We start from the raw sequence: 19650 nt of genomic DNA, 5'->3' as shown, positions 1-19650 counted from the left end.
GATCAGCCTTTGATCGTTGCCTTACCCTCTTCGATGAGCCGGGTTGCCGCGTCGGCGGGCGAGACCCGTTCGAAGGCGAGTTCGTCACAGATGGGGCGAAGCACCCGCTGGTCGAATTGGGTTGCGCCCATCGGCACCGGCGGCGGATATTCGCCAACCTGATCCTTGAGCAGGTTTACGTACTTGACCGTTTCCTGCTCCGTCGGGTTGAGTTGCGGCAGGATGGCTTCGCGCACTGTCGTTGACATGGGCACACCGCGTTCCACACCGAGAATCTTGCCGGCTTCGGGATCGTTGACGAAGAAGCTGATGAACTTCGCGGCGGCTTCGCCCTGTTTGCTCGTCGCGCCCACACTCCAGATCAGTGCCGGACGGTAATAATGGCCGGATGGACCGCCCTTCTTTTCGCGCGGCAGCATGGTGATGCCGAGCTTGTTCTTGATGATCAACTGATAGCCGATCATCTGGTTGGAATAGGCCATGCCGATCACCGATTTGCCGAGACCGAGGCAATTGGTATCGATGGTATTCTGATCGAGCGTCTGCACGTCGGCAGCAACGGTGCCGCCCGCCTTGCGCAGCTTCTCCCAGTAGTCGAACCATTCCCTGGCATCGTCGGCCGTGAAGCCGAGCCCAGCGCTTTCCCTGGCAAAGAGGCTTTTGCCGCGCTGGCGCAGCCAGGCGTCGAATACATAGGCGTAGCGCGCCGCATAGGGGCCGCCGCCCTTGCCCGAGGACTTGGCGAGTTCTACGGCGAGCTTGGCATACTCATCCCAGGTGAGGTCGGCCGTCGGCAGCGGGATGCCTGCCTTCTCGAATTCGACCGTGTCGAAGAACATCGAGAAGGAGTTGAGACCGAGGCCGACACCATAGAGCTTGCCGTCGATGGTGGTCAATTTCAGCATGTCGGCGCCGAAGCTGTCGACCTTCAGCGTCGAGGGGACGAATTCATCGAGCGGCAGGCAGGCGCCGCGCTTAGAATAGTCGGAAATCGTTCCCGGCTCGAGCTGAAAAATGTCGGCGATCGAGCGGCCGGCCATCTGCGTTGCGAGCTTCGTCCAGTAACCGTCGCCCGAAAGCGATTCACCAACAATGGTGACGCCGGGCGTCTTGGATTGATAGAGCTTGGCGACATCGAGCGTGCGCTTGGCACGGTCGTTGGAACCCCACCACATAGCCCTGAGCTGCGCATCTTCGGCAAAGGCCGGAATGGCGCTTCCGGCGCCGAAGGCGAGGCCGGCGGCCGCACCGGCTGAACCCATCAGGAATGAACGGCGATTGACCTGCATGATATCCTCCTTGTCCCAATATGCCCCGCTGCCATCCTCCAATGGCCTGTCGGGGCATTTCGGCAAACAGGGTACGCAAAAAAATATTTATTGCAAGAAGTAATCATTTTCTTGCAAATTTGCATAACTTGCATAATGTTTGCCTATGAACGACCAAAAGATCAGACGGCCGCGTCAGGCCGATATAGCCACATTGGCCGGCGTCTCCGTCTCCACGGTGTCGCGCGTGCTTGCCAACGAACCTGGTATCAGCGAAACCGTTCGCCGCCAGATCCTGAAGGTGGCGGCCGAGCACGGCTACCCGGTCAAGCCGGCTTCCGAAGCCGTTGCCGGGGGGCTGGCGCTGATTGCCAGCGACGGCGTCACGGGCGGTCTCAGCGTTTTCTATGAAGCGATCGTCGACGGCTTGCGTGCCGGAGCCGTCGACGCAGGCATGCCGTTCGAGGTCCGGCTGGTCCGGGAGGATCGCACCACGCCGGATGCCGTGCGCGACCATATGCAGGCGGCAGGCGCCGAAGGTCTCTTCCTCGTCGGCATCGATCCGAACGAGATGTTGCGCGGCTGGCTGCAAGCCGGCATGACGCCGACCGTTCTTGTCAACGGCACCGATCCCAGGATGCAGTTCGATGGCGTTTCGCCGGCTAATTTCTTTGGAGCCTATGAGGCGACCAGCCGGTTGACCAAGGCCGGCCATCGCCGCATCCTGCATCTGAGCGGCTCCCACCGCCATACGATCCGGGAGCGCGTGCGCGGTTTCGAGGCGGCGATCGCCGCCGTCCCCGGTGCCGAGGGCCGTTTTGTGTCCATGACGCTGCAGGGCAGCGCCAGCCGCGAGGCCCATGAACACACGGCTGCGATCCTTGCCGAAAATGCCGGTTTCACCGCCGCCTTCTGCATGAATGATTTCATCGCCGTCGGCGTGCTCGAGGCGGTCACCGAAGCCGGTCTGCGTGTGCCGGAAGATTTCGCGATCGTCGGCTTCGATGATCTGCCCTGCGCGCTGATGACCAATCCGCAGCTTTCCACCATGCGCGTCGACCGCGCCGCTCTCGGGCGCGAGGCCGTTTCGCTGATGCTGTCCCGTTTCCGCGACAGGACGGCACCGGCGCGCCACATCTGCCAGGCAGTCGTTCCCGTTCCGGGAGGGACCGTTGTGAACGTCGAACCCCGTGAGTGACGCCGATGACCTATGATCCCGCCAGCGCCAACCCGCTCGCAGGCAATCCGCTCGAAACCCGTGCCGATATGAGCCGCGCCCTCCTTGATCTGTTCGATCCGCTGCTTCCCTGCTTTTCGAAGGACAATGCCCGCGTCAGGTTGAGCGGCACCGCCGCCCATTTCGACCGGGCGGCGGCCGACCTCGAAGGCTTCGCCCGGCCGCTCTGGGGATTGGCGCCGCTTGGTGCCGGCAACGGCGACTTTGCCCATTGGCATCGTTTCGCCGAAGGCCTCGCAAACGGCACCGATCCCGCCCATCCCGAATATTGGGGAACGGTCAATGGCCGCGATCAGCGGATGGTCGAGCTTGCCGCTCTCGGTTTTGCCCTGGCGCTGGTGCCGGAAAAGATCTGGGAACCGCTCGATGCGCGTGCCCGCGGCAATGTGATCGCCTATCTCAAGCATGTCAGGCAGTTCGACTATGCCGACAACAACTGGAAATTCTTCCGGATTTTCGTCGACATCGCGCTCGATCGTCTCGGCGCCGATTTCGACCGCAGCCTGACGCGGCAATATCTGCAGGAACTCGAAGGCTTCTATATCGGCGACGGCTGGTATCGCGACGGCAACGTGCGCCGCATCGACCATTACATTCCCTTTGCCATGCATTTCTATGGCCTGATCTATTCGAAGCTCGTCGACGACGATTATGCAAAGCGCTATCGCGACCGCGCGATCCTTTTTGCCCGGGATTTCCGGCATTGGTTTGCCGCGGACGGGGCGACGATCCCCTTCGGCCGCAGTCTGACCTATCGCTTCGCCTGCGCCGGCTTCTGGTCGGCGCTTGCCTTTGCCGATGTTGAAGCTCTGCCCTGGGGTGAGGTCAAGCATCTCTGCCTGCAGCATCTGCGCTGGTGGAAGGACAAGCCGATTGCCGATCGCGACGGCGTGCTGTCGATCGGTTTCGGCTATCCAAACCTGCTGATGTCCGAAAGCTACAATTCCACCGGTTCGCCCTATTGGGCCTTCAAGGCCTTCCTGCCGCTGGCGATCGCGGAGGATCATCCATTCTGGACCGCGACGGAAAAAGCGCCGGAGCAGGCGCCTGAGGTCGTTCCCCAGCACCATCCCGGCATGGTGATCATGCGGGCGGGCGGCGATGTCGTGGCGCTATCCTCCGGCCAGGAAAATCTGCAGATGCGGTTCGGCACGGAAAAATACGCCAAGTTCGCCTATTCCGCCCGCTACGGCTTCAGCGTCGAGGCCGATGAGCGCGCCTTTGCGCTCGCCGCCTTTGATTCGATGCTGGCCTTCAGCGATGACGGCCTGCACTACCGGGTGCGCGAAACGAACGAGGAGGCCAGGCTCGCAGGCGACGTGCTTTTTGCGAAATGGTCGCCTTTCCCGGATGTCGGCGTCGAAACCTGGCTCGTGCCCGCAGTACCTTGGCATATCCGCCTCCACCGGGTGAGGACAAGCCGGCCGCTGCGGATTGCCGAAGGCGGATTTGCCATCGGTCGCCGGGATTTCGAGCTGGATAGGCTGTCCGCCTCGAATGGGGTTGCCTATGCAATCGGCGAGGCCGATTTCACCGGCATTCTCGATCTCGGCTCTTCGGTGAAACGGTCCGGGCTCGTCCAGAAGGCAATGCCCAACACCAATGTGATCGTTGCGAAAACCCTCGTGCCGCAGCTGCGCGGCCAGATTCCGGCCGGCGAAACCATCCTGGTGACGGCGGTGCTGGGGCTTGACAATCCCGCTGCCGTTTCGTCTGCCTGGACAAGACCGCCGAAAGCGCCTGACATTACGGCGCTGGAGGCCGTGGTGAGGGAAAGGGGCGTGACGGTGAGCGCCATCGAAGCGCCGGGGCAGATGCCATGAGCCATCCGGCGATTGTCCTTGCCATGCAGCCGTCGCGCACCGAGCATGTCTTGCCGGATGAGGTTCTGCGCCGGCTGGACGGCATCGGCCGCCTGCTGGACGCTAAACCGCTGCAGCGTTTCGACGACGAGCGTGCGAGGCGTCTGCTGGCCCAGGCCGAAATCCTGATCACCGGCTGGGGCGGACCCTATGCCGGGACCGAAATGCTTACCGCGGCGCCGCACCTCAAGCTCATCGTTCATGCTGCGGGCACGGTCAAGGGCGTCATCGACGACGCCATCTTCGCGGCCGGTATCCCGGTCAGCCATGCGGCCGAGGCCAACGCCGTGCCGGTTGCCGAATTCACGCTTGCCGCGATCATCTTCGCCGGCAAGCGGGTCTTCCGTTTCCGCGATCTCTATGTCGCCGATCGCAACCGCGACCGGACCCATTCGATGCAGCGTCAGGCGATCGGAAATTACCGCCGCACCGTCGGCATCGTCGGCGCTTCGCGCATCGGTCGGCGCGTCATCGAGCTGTTGAAACCCTTCGACTACAGGCTGCTGCTCTCCGATCCGACGCTAGATGCCGTCGAGGCGGCCGGCCTCGGAGCGGTAAAGGTCGAGCTCGACGAATTGATGCGACAAGCCGATATCGTTTCCCTGCATGCGCCGTCGCTGCCCTCGACGCAGCATATGATCGATGCGCGAAGGCTGTCGCTGATGAAGGACGGGGCAACACTCATCAACACGGCGCGCGGCATTCTTATCGATGAGGCCGCACTGCTCTCAGTGCTGAAGAGCGGCCGCATCGACGCGGTCATCGACGTCACCGATCCGGAGATCCCTGAGCCCGATTCTGCTTTCTACGATCTGCCGAATGTCTTTCTGACGCCGCATATTGCCGGCGCCGTCGGCCTGGAACGGGCGCGCCTCGGCGAGATGGCGGCTGACGAGGTCGAGCGCTTCGCGGCCGGTCGGCCGCTGCTCTACCAAATCCGCCGGGAGAATCTCGAAAACATCGCCTGACGCGCGCCTCGCCGAGCGAGCTTACACAGCAGGCGTCAGCGTGACGACCTCAGCGAATTCGGCGAACCGTCATTGGCAAGCTCAGGCATCAGCTCGGCAATATCGACCACCTTGCCGGTGCGCGAGCTCGTCAGCGCGGCGATACCGCAAAGCACGGACATGGCGCCCGCCCGCGTGCCGGCGCGCTGCGCGAGCCTGTCTTCCATATCGGGCTTGAAGATCATATTGCGCATCCGGTCGTCGCCGCCGTAATGGCCGCCGGTGAAATGCGGAACGACAATGCGCTCCACCGCCTCCTTGCCGTTCGAGAAATTGCGGATGAGCAGGATCGTGTCCTGCTTCGGCTCTTCCCAGGGCTGAGCCTCGTATTGGCGAAGCTCGATCCGCCCCTTGGTGCCGTTGAAGGCGAGGTGATGGCCTTCGATCGGCTGGAAGGTGTTCAGCGAATAGGAGACATGGACGTTGTTGCGGTAGCGGAGGGACACCACCATCGTATCGGGAATGTCGATATCCTCGCGGAAGACGCAGCCGTCGCGGAAGTAGCCGTCGATCTTCGAGGGCTCCTCGTAGAGCTGGTCGAGGAAAGGATCGGCCTCGAGATCGAGATAGTAGTCGCATTCCTGCGTGTGCGGACAGAGCTTGCAGCGGGGCCCGCGGAACGAGCCCTTGCGGCCGTAGTTCTGCAGGTCGGCAAACGAGGTGACGGACTCGGGATCGCTGTCGAGATACCAATTCAGCAGATCGAAATGATGCGTTGCCTTGTGGACGAACAGGCTGCCGGAATTTTCCGTATAGGCATGCCAGCGACGGAAATAGTCGGCGCCGTGCTTGGTGTTGAGATACCAGTGGAAGTCGACGGAGGTTACCCGGCCGATCTCGCCGGCATTCAGCAGTTCCTTGATCCTGGCGGCGGTCGGCGCATAGCGATAATTGAAGGAGACGTCGACCCGGCGGCCGGTGCGCTTTTCTGCGTCGAGAATCCGGCGAATTTTCTCGACCGAGGTGGTCATCGGCTTTTCGGTGATGACGTCGATGCCGGACTCCAGCGCCCGCACGATGATATCGTCATGCGTATGGTCGGGCGTGCAGACAATGACCAGATCCGGCTTCTGCTCGACGAGCATGGAATCGATATTGTCGTAGAGCGGCGCGTTGCTGCCGATCATGTTGCGGGCGCGCTCGCCGCGAAGCGAATTCTTCTCGACGATGGCTGTGAGGTCGACATGCTCGCGCCAGCCGGCCAGCAGATCCTTGCCCCACATGGTGGTGCCGCGGTTCCCGGTGCCGATCAGGGCAAAACGGCGTTTCTCCATCGAATGATCCTCCTGCATGCGTGATGAAACAAATATTGAAAATCAGATCTCGCAGCAGCTCCGGAAGCGTTCGACGCAGGTGGCGATCACCTCGTCGGCCGGGCGTTTCCACCATGTCTCTGCCGAAAAGATCTCCACCTCCTGCGCACCGAAGAAGCCGGCGGCCTCGATCATTCGTCTTATGCCTTTGAGGTCGATCACGCCATCGCCCATCATGCCGCGGTCGAGCAGCATATCCCGGGTCGGCACCAGCCAGTCGCAGATGTGATGGGCAAAGATGCGTTTCATACGGCCCGCTCGGGCGATCTGGTGGGCAAGGTCGGGGTCCCACCAGACATGGTAGACATCGATCGCCACGCCGACATCCTCGCCAAGCGGCTCGCACATGTCGAGCGCCTGGCCGAGCGTGTTCACGCAGGCACGGTCGGCGGCATACATCGGATGCAGCGGTTCGATCGCAAGCTTGACGCCGGCCGCCTGTGCATGCGGCAGCACGGCAGCAATGCCGTCGAACACCATCTGGCGAGCCGCGACAATATCCTTCGAACTGCCCGGCAGGCCGCCGACGACGAGCACGAGGCAGTCGGCTGAAAATGCGGCCGCCTCGTCGATGGCGCGCCTGTTGTCGTCGAGGTTTTTCTGCCAGTCGGCGTCGTTTGCTGCCGGGAAGAAACCGCCGCGGCAAAGCCCGGTCAGCTTGATGCCGTTCGATTTGACGATCCGCACCGCTTCGTCGAGGCCGGCCTTGGCGACCTGATCGCGCCAGGGCGCAATCGAGGTGATGCCGTGTTTCAGGCAGATGTCGACGGCTTCGGCAAAGCCGCATTGCTCACGGATCGTCGCCAGATTGATCGAAAGTCCTTCGACCTGCATGTCATTCTCCTCCCACCCGGTGTCCTGCTTCAGTTGACGCCGTGGACGGCGAGCACCTGACGCATGCGGCTTGCGGCGAGTTCGGGGTCGGCCAGAACCCGCGCCTTGTCGGCCAGACGGAAAAGCTCCGCCAGATGCGCCAGCGAGCGCGTGCTCTGCTGTCCGCCGACCATGACGAAATGATCCTGCAGACCGTTGAGATAGGCGAGGAAGACGACGCCGGTCTTGTAGAAGCGCGTCGGCGCCTTGAAGATGTGGCGCGACAGCGGTACGGTCGGCTCCAGCAGATCGAAGAATTCATGGTTGCTCTTGCGACCGAGCGCTTCGAGGGCCGCCGAAGCTGCCGGCGCGATCGCATCGAAAATACCGAGCAGCGCGTCGGAATGACCCGCTTCGTCGCCGGCGATCAGTTCGGCATAGTTGAAATCGTCGCCGGTATACATGCGCACGCCCTTCGGCAGTTGGCGGCGCATCGCCACTTCCTTCTCCTTGGAGAGCAGCGAGATCTTGATGCCGTCGACCTTGTCGGCATGGGCCCTAATCACCTCGAGGCAGGTCTCCATGGCTTTCAGATGGTCGCCATTGCCCCAATACCCCTCGAGCGCCGGATCGAACATTTCGCCGAGCCAATGGATGATGACAGGGTCTTTCACCTGGCGGAGGATGCGGTCGTAGACGCTGACATAGTCGTCCGGCCCCTTGGCGGCGGCGGCAAGTGCCCGGCTCGCCATCAGGATGATGCGGCCGCCGGCCGCCTCCACCGTTTCGATCTGCTCCTCATAGGCCCTGAGAATAGTGTCGACGGTGACGTCGGGGCCAGGCGTCAGATGATCGGTGCCGGCCCCGCAGGCAATCATCGCGTCCTTGCGCCCGGCCGCTTCATCAAGCGCCCGGCGGATCAGCTCGCGCGCTTCCGGCCAGCCGAGGCCCATGCCGCGCTGCGCCGTATCCATCGCCTCGGCAACGCCGAGGCCGAGATCCCAGAGCCGGTGGCGGAAGGCAAGCGTCCGCTCCCAGTCGATCGCCGGCGTCAGCCACGGATCGTTGTCGGCAAGCGGATCGGCAACGACATGAGCGGCGGCAAAGGCGATGCGTGGAAAGGACTTGGCGTCGCGCTTGGCGACCGCGATCGGCGTGCCGGTCAGCGTATAGGGGACGATCTTGCCGTCGAGGGGGAGATTGATCGTCGTCACGGTTCAGAGCTCCAGTGCGGGAACGTCGAGCCAGCGGCGTTCGGCCCAGGATTTCAGGCCGAGCTCGGCGAGCTGCACGCCCTTGGCGCCGGCTTCCAGGCCATAGGGCCACGGCGCATCTTCGACGACATGGCGGATGAACATTTCCCACTGCGCCTTGAAGCCGTTGTCGAAGGCCTGGGTGTCCGGAACCTCGTCCCAGGTCTTGTAGAAGTCGATCGTCTGCGGTTGATCCGGGTTCCAGACCGGCTTCGGCGTGTTGACGCGGTGTTGGCTCCAGCATTTCGTCAGGCCGGCGACGGCCGAACCATGGGTGCCGTCGACCTGGAAGGTGACGAGATCGTCACGACGGACGCGCACCGCCCAGGAGGAATTGATCTGCGCGATCGCGCCGCCCTCGAGCTCGAAGGTCGCATAGGCCGCATCATCCGTATCGCAATCATAGGGCTTGCCCTGTTCGTCGATGCGGCGCGGAATATGCGTCGCGCCAAGACAGGAGACGGCCTTCACTTCGCCGAACAGATTGTCGAGCACGTAACGCCAGTGGCAGAGCATGTCGAGAATGATGCCGCCGCCGTCGCCCTTGCGGTAGTTCCAGGACGGACGCTGGGCGGGCACGCCCCAATCGCCTTCGAAGACCCAGTAGCCGAATTCGCCGCGCACCGAGAGGATCTTGCCGAAGAAGCCGGAATCCCTGAGCAGCGCCAGCTTGCGCAGGCCGGGCAGGAAAAGCTTGTCCTGCACGACGCCGTGCTTGAGGCCCGAGCGGCGCGCCTTGCGGGCAAGGTCGACCGCCACTTGCAGGTCGTCGGAGATCGGCTTTTCGCAATACACGTGCTTGCCGGCATCGAGCGCCTTGGACAGCAGCTCGGCGCGCATCAACGTCGTGCCGGCGTCGAAGAAGATCGTGTCGTCGGGATTGGCGAGCGCGGCGTCGAGATCGGTCGACCAGCGCTTGATGCCGTGCTTCTTCGCCAGCTCTTCCATCTTGGCGCCGTTGCGGCCGACGATGATCGGGTCGATCTCGAGTTTCTCGCCCGATTTCAATGTGATGCCGCCCTGGTCGCGGAAGGCGAGAATCGAGCGCACCAGGTGCTGATTGTAACCCATGCGGCCGGTGACGCCGTGCAAGATGATCCCCAAGCGTGCCATTTTATCCTCCCAGCAATCTTTTGCGGCGGGAGCGGGCATCGTCGCCCGGCCCTCCCGAGCCGGTAACTAAACAGTTACTTGATGGCAGAAGAGCGACGCGGCTGTCAAGCGTCAAATCCGATTTTTGAAATTCAGCGCTTGATCGAGGCGAGCGTGACGTGGACGATATGCCTTTCCCAGGCATTGAGATGAGTCGGCTCGATCAGGTCGCGGCCGAAGATCGTCGAAAGCGTGTACTGGTTCGACAGGTAGAAATAACCGAGTGAGGCGATTGTCAGGTAGACATGCAGGGGATCGGCGGTTTCGATGAAGACACCCTGTTTCTTTCCCTGCTCGAGCACTTGAGAAAGCTCGCCGATCAGATGCGAATGCAGTTCCTTGAGCCGGACGGACTGGCGCAGCCAGCGGGCGCGATGCAGATTTTCTGTGCCGAGCAGGCTGAGGAATTCCGGGTGCTGGAGAAAATAACGCCAGGTGAACAACGCCAGTTCGCCGATGCCCTCCTCCGGGCTGCGGTCGCCGATATGAAGCGCGCGCTCGGCGGTACGGATGCCGACATAAGCTTCTTCGAGCACGCGGAGATAGAGCTGCTCCTTGTCGCCGAAATAATGATAGAGCATGCGCTTGTTGGTGCCGGCGCGTTCGGCGATTGCGTCGACGCGGGCCCCGCCCATGCCGTTTTCGGCGAATTCCCGGGTTGCCGCCTCAAGGATCGCGGCGCGCGTCCGCTCCGGATCGCGCTGCGTCGTCCGTTCCTGAGGTGGGCGTCGAGACCTTTTCTTCTCCCCATTCTCCCCGCTGTCGTTCATCGCTCCACCTCCGTCTCGCATGTTGCGCTCATAAGCCTTCGGTGCGAAATTGTAAAAACCGAATTTGCAGGGCTCAAACAGCCGGAGCACGATGTCGCCCGAAACCGCTCACACTTTTCGGCACCACGCTCTGGCCGACACCGCTTGACACACTTGCCGCTTTGCTCGTAGCTTGTAACCAATTAGTTATTTATGCAAGGGTAACTAGTTTCGGAAGCGTGTGGAGGCGCTTCCCTTTGGAGGAGGAAAAAATGACCCTACGTGTAAGCAGACGTAATTTCGTTGCGGGAGGGGCCACGCTCCTTTCGCTCTCGGCGCTTGGAACCAGCGCTTTGGCACAGGAAAAGCGCTTGCGTCTCCTGTGGTGGGGCTCGCAGCCGCGCGCAGATCGTACCAACAAGGTATCGCAGCTCTATCAGTCTAAGAATTCGGGCACGTCGATCACCGGCGAATTCCTCGGCTGGGGCGATTACTGGCCGCGCCTTGCGACCCAGGTCGCCGGTCGCAACGCGCCCGACGTGATCCAGATGGATTACCGCTATATCGTTCAGTATGCCCGGCGCGGCGCGCTTGCCCCGCTCGAATCCTATATGCCGGCCAAGCTCAACCTCGACGATTTCGACAAGGCGCAGATCGAAGGCGGCAGCGTCGACGGCCATCTCTATGGCGTCAGCCTCGGCGCGAATTCGGCCGCCACGGTCCTGAACACCACCGCCTTCAAGGAAGCCGGCGTCGATCTGCCGACGCAGGCGACCACTTGGGAAGAGTTCGCCCGCATGGGTGCGGAGATCACCAAGGCCGGTAAACGCAAGGGCATGTTTGGCATGGCCGACGGCAGCGGCGGTGAACCGCTGTTCGAAAACTGGCTGCGCCAGCGCGGCAAGGCGCTTTATACCGCCGACGGCAAGATCGCCTTCGGCGTGGACGACGCCTCGGAATGGTACGACATGTGGGCCAAGTTCCGTGAGGCCGGCGCCTGCGTTCCCGCCGATGTCCAGGCTCTCGACAAGAACGATATCGACACCAACACGGTCTCGCTCGGCAAGTCGGCTGCCGGTTTTGCCCATTCCAACCAGTTCGTCGCCTATCAGGCAATGAACAAGGACAAGCTGGCGCTGACCAACTATATGCGGATCAAGGCGGATTCGAAGGGTGGCCATTATCGCAAGCCTTCGATGTTCTTCTCGGTCTCGGCCCAGTCGCAAGCGGTCGACCTGGCCGTGGACTACGTCAATTTCTTCGTCAAGAACCCCGAGGCAGCGGTCCTCCTGGATGTCGAACGCGGCATTCCGGAATCGAGCGCCATGCGCGAGGTCGTCGCGGCGAAGCTCGATGAGAACGGCAAGGTTCCGCTGGAATATGTCAGCGGCCTTGGCGATCTCGCCGGCAAATTGCCGCCGCCGCCGCCCGCCGGCGCCGGTGAAGGCGAACTGATGCTGCGTAACATCGCCGAGCAGGTGGCCTTCGGACAGCTATCTCCTGCCGATGGCGGCAAACAGCTTGTCACCGAAATCACGCAGATTCTCGCACGAGGCTGATCCCGTATGAGCAATGCGATGCGCACGCCCGCAGGGGCCATAAATGTGGAAAGATATCAGGGGGCCGTGGCCGAAGGACGTTTCAGGCGTCTCTGGAACGCCAATGCTCCCGGCTATCTCTTCCTTCTTCCATGGCTCATCGGCTTTTTCGGGCTGACGCTCGGGCCGGCCCTGATTTCGCTCTACCTCTCCTTCACCGACTTCGACATGCTGCAGTCGCCGAGGTGGGTGGGAATAGCGAATTACGTGCGCATCGCCACGGCGGATCCGAAATTTTCGGCCGCCATGCACGTCACCTTGACCTATGTCGTCTTCTCCGTCCCGTTCAAACTGACCTTCGCCTTGCTGGTCGCCATGGCGCTGAACCGCGGCCTGCGCGGGTTGCCGATCTATCGCGCCATCTTCTATCTCCCCTCGTTGCTGGGCGGCAGCGTGGCGATCGCCGTGCTCTGGCGTCAGCTTTTCGCCAGCGATGGCCTCGTCAATGCCGCGCTCTCGCATTTCGGCATCGAAGGTCCGAGCTGGATCTCGCATCCGAACTATTCGATCTACACGCTGGTGGCACTGTCGGTCTGGCAGTTCGGCTCGCCGATGATTATTTTCCTGGCTGGCCTGCGCCAGATCCCGCAGGACATGTATGAGGCGGCCAGCCTCGACGGCGCCTCGAAATTCCGGCAATTCTACAAGATCACCCTGCCGCTTCTGACGCCGGTGATCTTCTTCAATGCCGTCGTCCAGACGATCGAAGCCTTCAAGGCCTTCACGCCGGCCTTCATCATATCAGGCGGCACGGGCGGCCCGATCAACTCGACGCTGTTCTACACGCTCTACCTCTATCAGGAAGCCTTCGGCAATTTCCGCATGGGCTATGCCTCGGCGCTTGCCTGGATCCTGGTGGTGATCATCGCGATCTTCACCGCTTTCTCCTTCCTGACCTCGCGTTATTGGGTGCACTACGATGACTGAGATGACCGCTTCCGTCACTGCGGCCAGGCCGCCATCGGATATCAACAAACGCAGCCTGCCGGGGTCGCTCATCATCCACGCCCTGCTGATCGCCGCGTCACTTCTCATGCTCTATCCGCTGTTGTGGATGGTTTCGGCATCGGTCAGACCGGAAAACGAGATCTTCTCCTCGACCTCGCTTATCCCGTCGTCGATCGATCTCTCCTCCTATGCGCGCGGCTGGGTCGGCCTCGATGTCAGCTTTGGCCGGTTCTTCTGGAATTCGCTCGTCATCTCGCTGCTGGTGGTGACCGGCAATGTTATCGCCTGTTCGCTGACGGCCTTCGCCTTTGCGCGGCTGCGTTTTGCCGGCCGGAACTTCTGGTTCGCGATCATGCTCGGCACGCTGATGATCCCCTATCACGTGACGCTGATCCCGCAATATGTGCTCTTCCTCAACCTCGGCTGGGTGAACACCATCCTGCCGCTCGTCGTGCCGAAGTTCCTGGCAAGCGATGCCTTCTTCATCTTCCTGATGGTGCAGTTCTTCCGCGGCATCCCGCGCGAACTCGATGAGGCGGCGATGATGGATGGCTGCAGCGCCTGGCGCATCTACTGGAAGATCATGCTGCCGCTGTCGCTGCCGGTGCTGGCGACGGCCGCCATCTTCTCCTTCATCTGGACCTGGGACGATTTCTTCGGTCCGCTGATCTACCTGAACGACATGAACACCTATACGATCCAGCTCGGCCTGCGCACCTTCGTGGATTCCACCAGCGCATCGGATTGGGGTGGCCTGTTCGCCATGTCGACTCTGACGCTGGTGCCGGTCTTCTTCTTCTTCCTGTTCTTCCAGCGCCTTCTGATCGAGGGCATCGCCACGACGGGCATGAAGCGCTGATGGCGGCAACGGGAAAGAACGAGATGAGCATCAGGACGGTCGCGATTGTCGGCTGCGGTATCGGCCGCTCCCATATCGTCGAGGGTTATCTGCCGCATGCAGACAAGTTCAAGGTCGCGGCAATCTGCGACCTGAATGAACAGCGTCTGGCGGCCGTCGGCGACGAGTTCGGCATCGAACGGCGTACCACCTCCTTCGCCGAGCTGCTCGCCGACGACACGATCGACATCATCGATATCTGCACCCCGCCGGGCATCCATCTGGAGCAGGTGGTCGCCGCGCTCGCCGCCGGTAAACATGTCGTTTGCGAAAAGCCGTTGACCGGTTCGCTTGCCGGCGTCGATACCATCATGGAAGCGGAAAGGAACGCCAAAGGCGTGCTGATGCCGATCTTCCAATACCGCTATGGCGACGGTATCCAGAAGGCCAAGCGGATCATCGACGCCGGTATTGCCGGCAAAGCCTATACGGCCTCGGTCGAAACCTTCTGGCTGCGCAAGCCGGAATATTACGCCGTGCCCTGGCGCGGCAAATGGGCGACGGAACTCGGCGGTGTGCTCGTCACCCATGCCCTGCATCTGCACGACATGCTGATGCATCTCATGGGTCCGGCGGCAAGGGTCTTCGGCCGCGTCGCCACCCGCGTCAACGATATCGAGGTCGAGGATTGCGCCTCCGCCAGCCTGCTGATGGAAAACGGTGCCTTCGTCTCGCTGTCCTGCACGCTGGGTTCACAGGAACAGATGAGCCGGCTGAGGCTGCATTTCGAGAATGTCACTTTCGAAAGCACCCACGAGCCCTACACACCAGGCAAGGATCCATGGAAGATCATCGCCGCGAATGATGACGTGCAGGAAAAGATCGACCGGGTGGTCGGCGACTGGCAGCCGGTCGCGCCGCGCTTCACCACCCAGATGGGCCAGTTCCATGCCTTCCTCAGCGGTCAAGGACCGCTGCCGGTGACAACGACGGACGCGCGCCGCGCGCTGGAACTCGTCACCGCCATCTACCAGTCTTCCGACAGCGGCGCTGAAGTGCCGCTGCCGGTCGGTCCCGACAGTCCGAAATACGCCGATTGGCGCGCAAGAACGAAGTAACCGGCAAAAGAGAGGTTTTGAGAAGATGGCAACCAGTGTCGTTCTTCAGAAGGTCGAGAAGCGCTATGGCTCGCTGGACGTGATCCATGGCATCGACCTGACGATCGATCCCGGCGAATTCGTCGTTTTTGTCGGCCCCTCGGGCTGCGGAAAATCGACCCTTCTGCGCATGATCGCCGGTCTCGAGGAGATCTCGGGCGGCGCGTTGCTGCTCGACAGCGAGCGCATGAACGAAGTGGCGCCGGCCAAGCGCGGCATCGCCATGGTCTTCCAGTCCTACGCGCTCTATCCTCATATGTCGGTCTATAAGAACCTCGCCTTCGGCCTGGAGACGGCGGGTTACAAGAAGGCCGATATTCAGCCGAAAGTGAAGCGGGCCGCCGAGATCCTGCAGATCGAGAAGCTCCTGGAGCGCAAGCCGAAGGCGCTCTCCGGCGGCCAGCGTCAGCGTGTCGCGATCGGCCGCGCCATCGTGCGCGAGCCGCGTATTTTCCTGTTCGACGAGCCGTTGTCGAACCTCGATGCCGAACTGCGCGTGCAGATGCGCGTCGAAATCTCCCGCCTGCACCGCAGCCTCGGCAACACGATGATCTATGTCACCCATGACCAGGTCGAAGCCATGACGATGGCGGACAAGATCGTGGTGTTGAATTCCGGCCGCATCGAGCAGGTCGGCGCGCCGCTCGATCTTTACAACAACCCGGCCAACCGCTTCGTCGCCGGTTTCATCGGCAGCCCGAAGATGAATTTCCTGAAGGCCCGCATCGAGCAGGTCGGTGAGACCGAAACCAGCATCCATGTCTGCGGCAATTCCGTCCATCTGCCGCGCCGGTTGAAAGGCGCGGTCGGACAGGATGTCACCTTCGGCATCCGCCCCGAGCATCTTTCGCTGACCGAAGGCGCTATCACGCTCTCGACCGTCAATGTCGATCTCGTCGAAAACCTGGGCGGCGCCACCATGCTCTACACCACGACGCCGGACAGCCAGCTTCTGACTGTCGCGCTTGACGGCCAGCAGAAGGTGGAACGTGGCACCAATGTGAAGACCTTCTTCGATCCGGCCCGCTGCCACGTCTTCGATGCCGCCGGCAAGACGATCTAAGCGCTGCTTGACATAGGATCCTCCTCTGCCCATCATTTCGGAAGGGGCTGTAGGGGAATAAGCATGACGCCTGAAGATAGGATTCATGCGCTTGGCATCTGGCAGGGCCCGATCGATATTTCGCCGATAGCAGGCGGCATCACCAACAGGAACTACCTGGTCAGCGATGCCGTCGCGCGTTGCGTCGTCAGGCTCGGCACCGATATCCCGATCCATCACATCAGCCGGCAGAACGAGCTTGCCGCAAGCCGTGCGGCGCATGCCGCCGGCATATCGCCTGCCGTCATCCATCATTCGCCGGGCGTTCTGGTGCTCGAATATATCGAGGCGAGAGCGCTTTCGCCTGATGATATCAGGAGGCCGGAAACGCTCGCCCGGGTCGTGCCGCTGGTGCGCGCCTGCCACCGCGACATCGCCCGGCATTTCCGCGGCCAGGCGATGATCTTCTGGGTCTTTCACGTCATCCGCGATTACGCCGCCAATCTGAAGGCCGCAGGCAGTGCCTATCTGCCTCTGCTGCCGGCGCTGGTCGGCCGGGCCGAGGCGCTGGAAGAAGCGGCAGGGCCTTTCGAAATCGCCTTCGGCCACAACGACCTGCTGGCCGCCAATTTTCTCGACGACGGCAAGCGGCTCTGGTTGATCGACTGGGATTATGCCGGCTTCAACACGCCGCTTTTCGATCTCGGCGGATTGGCCTCCAACAATGAGCTCCCGCAAACGGCAGAACACACGATGCTGGAGACCTATTTCGACCGGCCGCTGACCGATGATCTCATCAGGCGCTATGGCGCGATGAAATGCGCTTCGCTGCTGCGCGAGACGCTCTGGAGCATGATTTCGGAAATCCATTCCAGCATCGATTTCGACTATGCCGCCTATACGGCCGAAAATCTCGCGCGTTTCGAACGCGCCTATCAAGCCTTTGAACAGGATCAATAAATGACAAGGGAATTACCGAAGACGGCGAAAGCCGTGGTCATCGGCGGCGGCATCATCGGCTGTTCGACAGCCTATCATCTCGGCAAGCTCGGCTGGACCGATACCGTCCTGCTGGAGCGAAAGAAGCTCACCTCGGGCACCACCTTCCATGCCGCCGGCCTCGTCGGCCAGCTGCGCACCAGCGCCAACATCACCCAGCTTCTCGGTTATTCCGTCGATCTCTACAAGCGGCTGGAGGAGGAGACCGGCCTCGGCACCGGCTGGAAGATGAATGGCGGCCTGCGCCTTGCCTGCAACGAGGAGCGCTGGACCGAGGTCCGGCGCCAGGCGACCACCGCCCAGTCCTTCGGCCTCGAAATGCAATTGCTGACGCCGCAGGAAGCATTCGATCTCTGGCCGCTGATGACAACGGACGATCTCGTCGGCGCCGCCTTCCTTCCCACGGACGGCCAGGCCAATCCCTCCGACATCACCCAGGCGCTGGCGAAAGGCGCCCGCATGTCAGGCGTTTCGATCTTCGAGGACACCGAAGTCATCGACCTGGAAATCGACAAGGGAAGGATCCGCGCCGTCGTCACCGCTGAGGGCCGCATCGAATGCGAGCGCGTCGTCGTCTGCGCCGGTCAGTGGACGCGCGCCTTTGCCGCCCGCTTCGGCGTCAACGTGCCGCTGGTCTCCGTCGAGCATCAATACATCATCACCGAATCCTTCGGCGTGCCCTCCAACCTGCCGACCCTGCGCGATCCCGATCGCCTGACCTACTACAAGGAAGAAGTCGGCGGCATCGTCATGGGCGGCTATGAGCCGAATCCCATTCCCTGGGCGCAAAACGGCATCCCCGACGGCTTCCACTACACGCTGCTGGACAGCAATTTCGATCATTTCGAGCAAATCATGGAACAGGCGCTCGGCCGCGTTCCGGCACTGGAAAATGTCGGCGTCAAGCAGCTGCTGAACGGCCCGGAAAGCTTCACGCCGGATGGCAACTTCATTCTCGGCGAGGCGCCGGAGCTGAAGAATTTCTTCGTCGGCGCCGGCTTCAACGCCTTCGGCATCGCCTCGGCCGGCGGCGCCGGCATGGCGCTTGCCGAATGGGTGACGAAGGGCGAACCGCCCTATGATTTGTGGCCGGTCGATATCCGCCGCTTCGGCCGTCCGCATTTCGATACCGACTGGGTGCGCACCCGCACGCTCGAAGCCTATGGCAAACATTACACCATGGCCTGGCCGTTCGAGGAGCATTCGAGCGGCCGCCCCTGCCGCAAATCGCCGCTTTACGACCGGCTGAAGGCGCAGGGCGCCTGTTTCGGCGAAAAGCTCGGCTGGGAGCGGCCGAACTGGTTTGCCGATCTCTTCGCCAACGAGGAGCCGAAGGATGTCTACAGTTATGCCAGACAGAACTGGTTCGACGCCGTCGGCCGCGAGCACAAGGCGGTGCGTGAAGCGGCCGTCATCTTCGACCAGACCTCCTTTGCCAAATTCGTGCTGAAGGGCAGGGATGCCGAGGCAGCGCTCTCCTGGATCGCTTCCAACGATGTCGCAAGGCCTGTGGGATCGCTCATCTACACGCAGATGCTCAACGACAAGGGCGGCATTGAATGCGACGTGACGGTCGCCCGCATCGCCGAGAACGAATATTACATCGTCACCGGCACCGGTTTTGCTACCCATGATTTCGACTGGATCGCCCGCAATATACCGGCAAAGATGCATGCCGAGCTGGTCGACGTCACGTCAGCCTATTCGGTGCTGTCGCTGATGGGACCGAATTCGCGCGCCGTGCTGGAAAAGGTGACGGGCAGCGACGTCTCGAATGCGGCCTTCCCCTTCGGCCGGGTCAGGACCATCGGCATATCAGGCTGCCCGGTGCGGGCGCTGCGCATCACCTATGTCGGCGAGCTTGGTTACGAGCTGCATATTCCCGTTGAATATGCGACGACGGTCTATGACGTGCTGATGGCATCAGGTGGCGAATTCGGCCTGGTCAATGCCGGCTACCGCGCCATCGAGAGCTGCCGCCTGGAAAAGGGCTATCGCGCCTGGGGATCGGATATCGGTCCCGACCATACGCCTGTTGAAGCCGGTCTCGGTTGGGCGGTGAAGATGCGCAAGGCCATTCCCTTCCGCGGCCGCGAAGCGATCGAACGGCAGCTTGCAGGCGGGGTGAACAAGCGCCTTGCCTGCTTTGTTCCCGAAAATGCCGATACCGTGTTGCTCGGCCGTGAAACGATATATCGCGACGGCAAGCGCGTCGGCTGGCTTTCGAGCGGCGGCTTCGGCTACACGCTGGGCAAGCCGATCGGCTATGGCTATGTCCGCAGCCCCGAGGGGGTGACCGAGGATTTCGTCCTCTCCGGCACCTATGAGCTCGATGTCGCGCGGGAGCGTATCCCCTGCAAGGTGTCACTGTCGCCGCTCTACGATCCCGATATGGCGCGTATCAAGGCGTAGCG

General features: G+C 61.9%; 16 protein-coding genes. 10 read left to right on the top strand and 6 right to left on the bottom strand.

Features of this window, described 5'->3' with window-relative positions; all coding sequences use genetic code 11:
- Positions 1–2: 2 nt before the first annotated feature.
- Entirely contained in the window at positions 3–1289 is a 1287-nt protein-coding gene (locus EEQ99_RS33415) for an ABC transporter substrate-binding protein (protein WP_127431875.1), read from the bottom strand.
- Positions 1290–1434: 145 nt separating this feature from the next.
- On the opposite strand from EEQ99_RS33415, the gene EEQ99_RS33410 reads away from it, so the two are divergent.
- The 3 genes from EEQ99_RS33410 to EEQ99_RS33400 are packed head-to-tail and all read left to right on the top strand — an operon-like array spanning position 1435 to position 5335.
- Complete coding sequence (locus tag EEQ99_RS33410) at positions 1435–2466, top strand: LacI family DNA-binding transcriptional regulator (protein WP_029868038.1); 1032 nt, start codon at positions 1435–1437, stop codon at positions 2464–2466.
- Between the two features lie 5 nt (positions 2467–2471).
- Positions 2472–4328, top strand: coding sequence for a DUF2264 domain-containing protein (locus EEQ99_RS33405; RefSeq protein ID WP_127431874.1), 1857 nt, complete (start codon positions 2472–2474; stop codon positions 4326–4328).
- Entirely contained in the window at positions 4325–5335 is a 1011-nt protein-coding gene (locus tag EEQ99_RS33400; RefSeq protein ID WP_127431873.1) for a hydroxyacid dehydrogenase, read from the top strand. Before EEQ99_RS33405 ends, EEQ99_RS33400 begins: the two co-directional genes overlap by 4 nt.
- A 35-nt stretch (positions 5336–5370) precedes the next feature.
- Here EEQ99_RS33400 and EEQ99_RS33395 read toward each other — a convergent pair whose 3' ends face one another.
- The 5 genes from EEQ99_RS33395 to EEQ99_RS33375 all read right to left on the bottom strand — a co-directional run bounded on the left by EEQ99_RS33395 (position 5371) and on the right by EEQ99_RS33375 (position 10675).
- Complete coding sequence (locus EEQ99_RS33395; protein WP_127431872.1) at positions 5371–6648, bottom strand: Gfo/Idh/MocA family protein; 1278 nt, start codon at positions 6646–6648, stop codon at positions 5371–5373.
- A 42-nt stretch (positions 6649–6690) separates the two neighbouring features.
- Positions 6691–7521 (bottom strand): sugar phosphate isomerase/epimerase family protein, encoded by an 831-nt coding sequence (locus EEQ99_RS33390; RefSeq protein WP_127431871.1) that lies wholly within the window; start codon positions 7519–7521, stop codon positions 6691–6693.
- A 29-nt stretch (positions 7522–7550) separates the two neighbouring features.
- Positions 7551–8714 carry a dihydrodipicolinate synthase family protein gene (locus EEQ99_RS33385; RefSeq protein ID WP_028758433.1) on the bottom strand — a complete coding sequence of 388 codons (1164 nt, stop codon included), beginning with the start codon at positions 8712–8714 and terminating at the stop codon, positions 7551–7553.
- Between the two features lie 3 nt (positions 8715–8717).
- A complete protein-coding gene (locus EEQ99_RS33380) occupies positions 8718–9866 on the bottom strand; it encodes a Gfo/Idh/MocA family protein (protein WP_029733084.1) in 1149 nt (382 codons plus the stop codon).
- Positions 9867–9997: 131 nt separating this feature from the next.
- Positions 9998–10675 carry a TetR/AcrR family transcriptional regulator gene (locus EEQ99_RS33375; protein ID WP_127431870.1) on the bottom strand — a complete coding sequence of 226 codons (678 nt, stop codon included), beginning with the start codon at positions 10673–10675 and terminating at the stop codon, positions 9998–10000.
- Positions 10676–10926: 251 nt separating this feature from the next.
- Between EEQ99_RS33375 and EEQ99_RS33370 the strand changes: the two genes are divergently transcribed.
- The 7 genes from EEQ99_RS33370 (at position 10927) to EEQ99_RS33340 (ending at position 19648) form a co-directional block, all read left to right on the top strand.
- On the top strand, positions 10927–12213 hold the full coding sequence (locus EEQ99_RS33370; protein ID WP_029733086.1) for an ABC transporter substrate-binding protein: 1287 nt from the start codon (positions 10927–10929) through the stop codon (positions 12211–12213).
- A 6-nt stretch (positions 12214–12219) separates the two neighbouring features.
- Entirely contained in the window at positions 12220–13179 is a 960-nt protein-coding gene (locus EEQ99_RS33365) for a carbohydrate ABC transporter permease (protein ID WP_028758429.1), read from the top strand.
- Positions 13172–14059, top strand: a complete 888-nt coding sequence (locus EEQ99_RS33360; protein WP_028757923.1) for a carbohydrate ABC transporter permease — start codon at positions 13172–13174, stop codon at positions 14057–14059. Before EEQ99_RS33365 ends, EEQ99_RS33360 begins: the two co-directional genes overlap by 8 nt.
- The gene (locus tag EEQ99_RS33355; protein WP_028757924.1) at positions 14059–15156 is read left to right on the top strand and encodes a Gfo/Idh/MocA family protein; all 1098 of its coding nucleotides are present in this window, start codon (positions 14059–14061) and stop codon (positions 15154–15156) included. Before EEQ99_RS33360 ends, EEQ99_RS33355 begins: the two co-directional genes overlap by 1 nt.
- A gap of 25 nt (positions 15157–15181) precedes the next feature.
- Entirely contained in the window at positions 15182–16258 is a 1077-nt protein-coding gene (locus EEQ99_RS33350; RefSeq protein ID WP_029868036.1) for an ABC transporter ATP-binding protein, read from the top strand.
- A 63-nt stretch (positions 16259–16321) separates the two neighbouring features.
- On the top strand, positions 16322–17197 hold the full coding sequence (locus EEQ99_RS33345; RefSeq protein ID WP_029868035.1) for a phosphotransferase: 876 nt from the start codon (positions 16322–16324) through the stop codon (positions 17195–17197).
- On the top strand, positions 17198–19648 hold the full coding sequence (locus tag EEQ99_RS33340) for a GcvT family protein (RefSeq protein ID WP_029868034.1): 2451 nt from the start codon (positions 17198–17200) through the stop codon (positions 19646–19648). It abuts the gene before it with no gap.
- Positions 19649–19650 lie beyond the last annotated feature (2 nt).

It is taken from the genome of Rhizobium anhuiense (assembly GCF_003985145.1).
GTDB classification, from domain to species: Bacteria; Pseudomonadota; Alphaproteobacteria; order Rhizobiales; family Rhizobiaceae; genus Rhizobium; species Rhizobium anhuiense.
Note: the sequence above shows the minus strand (reverse complement) of the source record. Positions and strands in the feature narration are given on the sequence as shown.

What these genes read in the sequence shown, in the direction of transcription:
- EEQ99_RS33345 (WP_029868035.1), top strand. Translation starts at nt 16,322, where the DNA reads ATGACGCCTGAAGATAGGATTCATGCGCTTGGCATCTGGCAGGGCCCG.
- EEQ99_RS33410 (WP_029868038.1), top strand. Translation starts at nt 1,435, where the DNA reads ATGAACGACCAAAAGATCAGACGGCCGCGTCAGGCCGATATAGCCACA.
- EEQ99_RS33365 (WP_028758429.1), top strand. Translation starts at nt 12,220, where the DNA reads ATGAGCAATGCGATGCGCACGCCCGCAGGGGCCATAAATGTGGAAAGA.
- EEQ99_RS33415 (WP_127431875.1), bottom strand. Translation starts at nt 1,289, where the DNA reads ATGCAGGTCAATCGCCGTTCATTCCTGATGGGTTCAGCCGGTGCGGCC.
- EEQ99_RS33380 (WP_029733084.1), bottom strand. Translation starts at nt 9,866, where the DNA reads ATGGCACGCTTGGGGATCATCTTGCACGGCGTCACCGGCCGCATGGGT.
- EEQ99_RS33340 (WP_029868034.1), top strand. Translation starts at nt 17,198, where the DNA reads ATGACAAGGGAATTACCGAAGACGGCGAAAGCCGTGGTCATCGGCGGC.
- EEQ99_RS33355 (WP_028757924.1), top strand. Translation starts at nt 14,059, where the DNA reads ATGGCGGCAACGGGAAAGAACGAGATGAGCATCAGGACGGTCGCGATT.
- EEQ99_RS33400 (WP_127431873.1), top strand. Translation starts at nt 4,325, where the DNA reads ATGAGCCATCCGGCGATTGTCCTTGCCATGCAGCCGTCGCGCACCGAG.
- EEQ99_RS33370 (WP_029733086.1), top strand. Translation starts at nt 10,927, where the DNA reads ATGACCCTACGTGTAAGCAGACGTAATTTCGTTGCGGGAGGGGCCACG.
- EEQ99_RS33375 (WP_127431870.1), bottom strand. Translation starts at nt 10,675, where the DNA reads ATGAACGACAGCGGGGAGAATGGGGAGAAGAAAAGGTCTCGACGCCCA.
- EEQ99_RS33350 (WP_029868036.1), top strand. Translation starts at nt 15,182, where the DNA reads ATGGCAACCAGTGTCGTTCTTCAGAAGGTCGAGAAGCGCTATGGCTCG.
- EEQ99_RS33395 (WP_127431872.1), bottom strand. Translation starts at nt 6,648, where the DNA reads ATGGAGAAACGCCGTTTTGCCCTGATCGGCACCGGGAACCGCGGCACC.
- EEQ99_RS33405 (WP_127431874.1), top strand. Translation starts at nt 2,472, where the DNA reads ATGACCTATGATCCCGCCAGCGCCAACCCGCTCGCAGGCAATCCGCTC.
- EEQ99_RS33390 (WP_127431871.1), bottom strand. Translation starts at nt 7,521, where the DNA reads ATGCAGGTCGAAGGACTTTCGATCAATCTGGCGACGATCCGTGAGCAA.
- EEQ99_RS33360 (WP_028757923.1), top strand. Translation starts at nt 13,172, where the DNA reads ATGACTGAGATGACCGCTTCCGTCACTGCGGCCAGGCCGCCATCGGAT.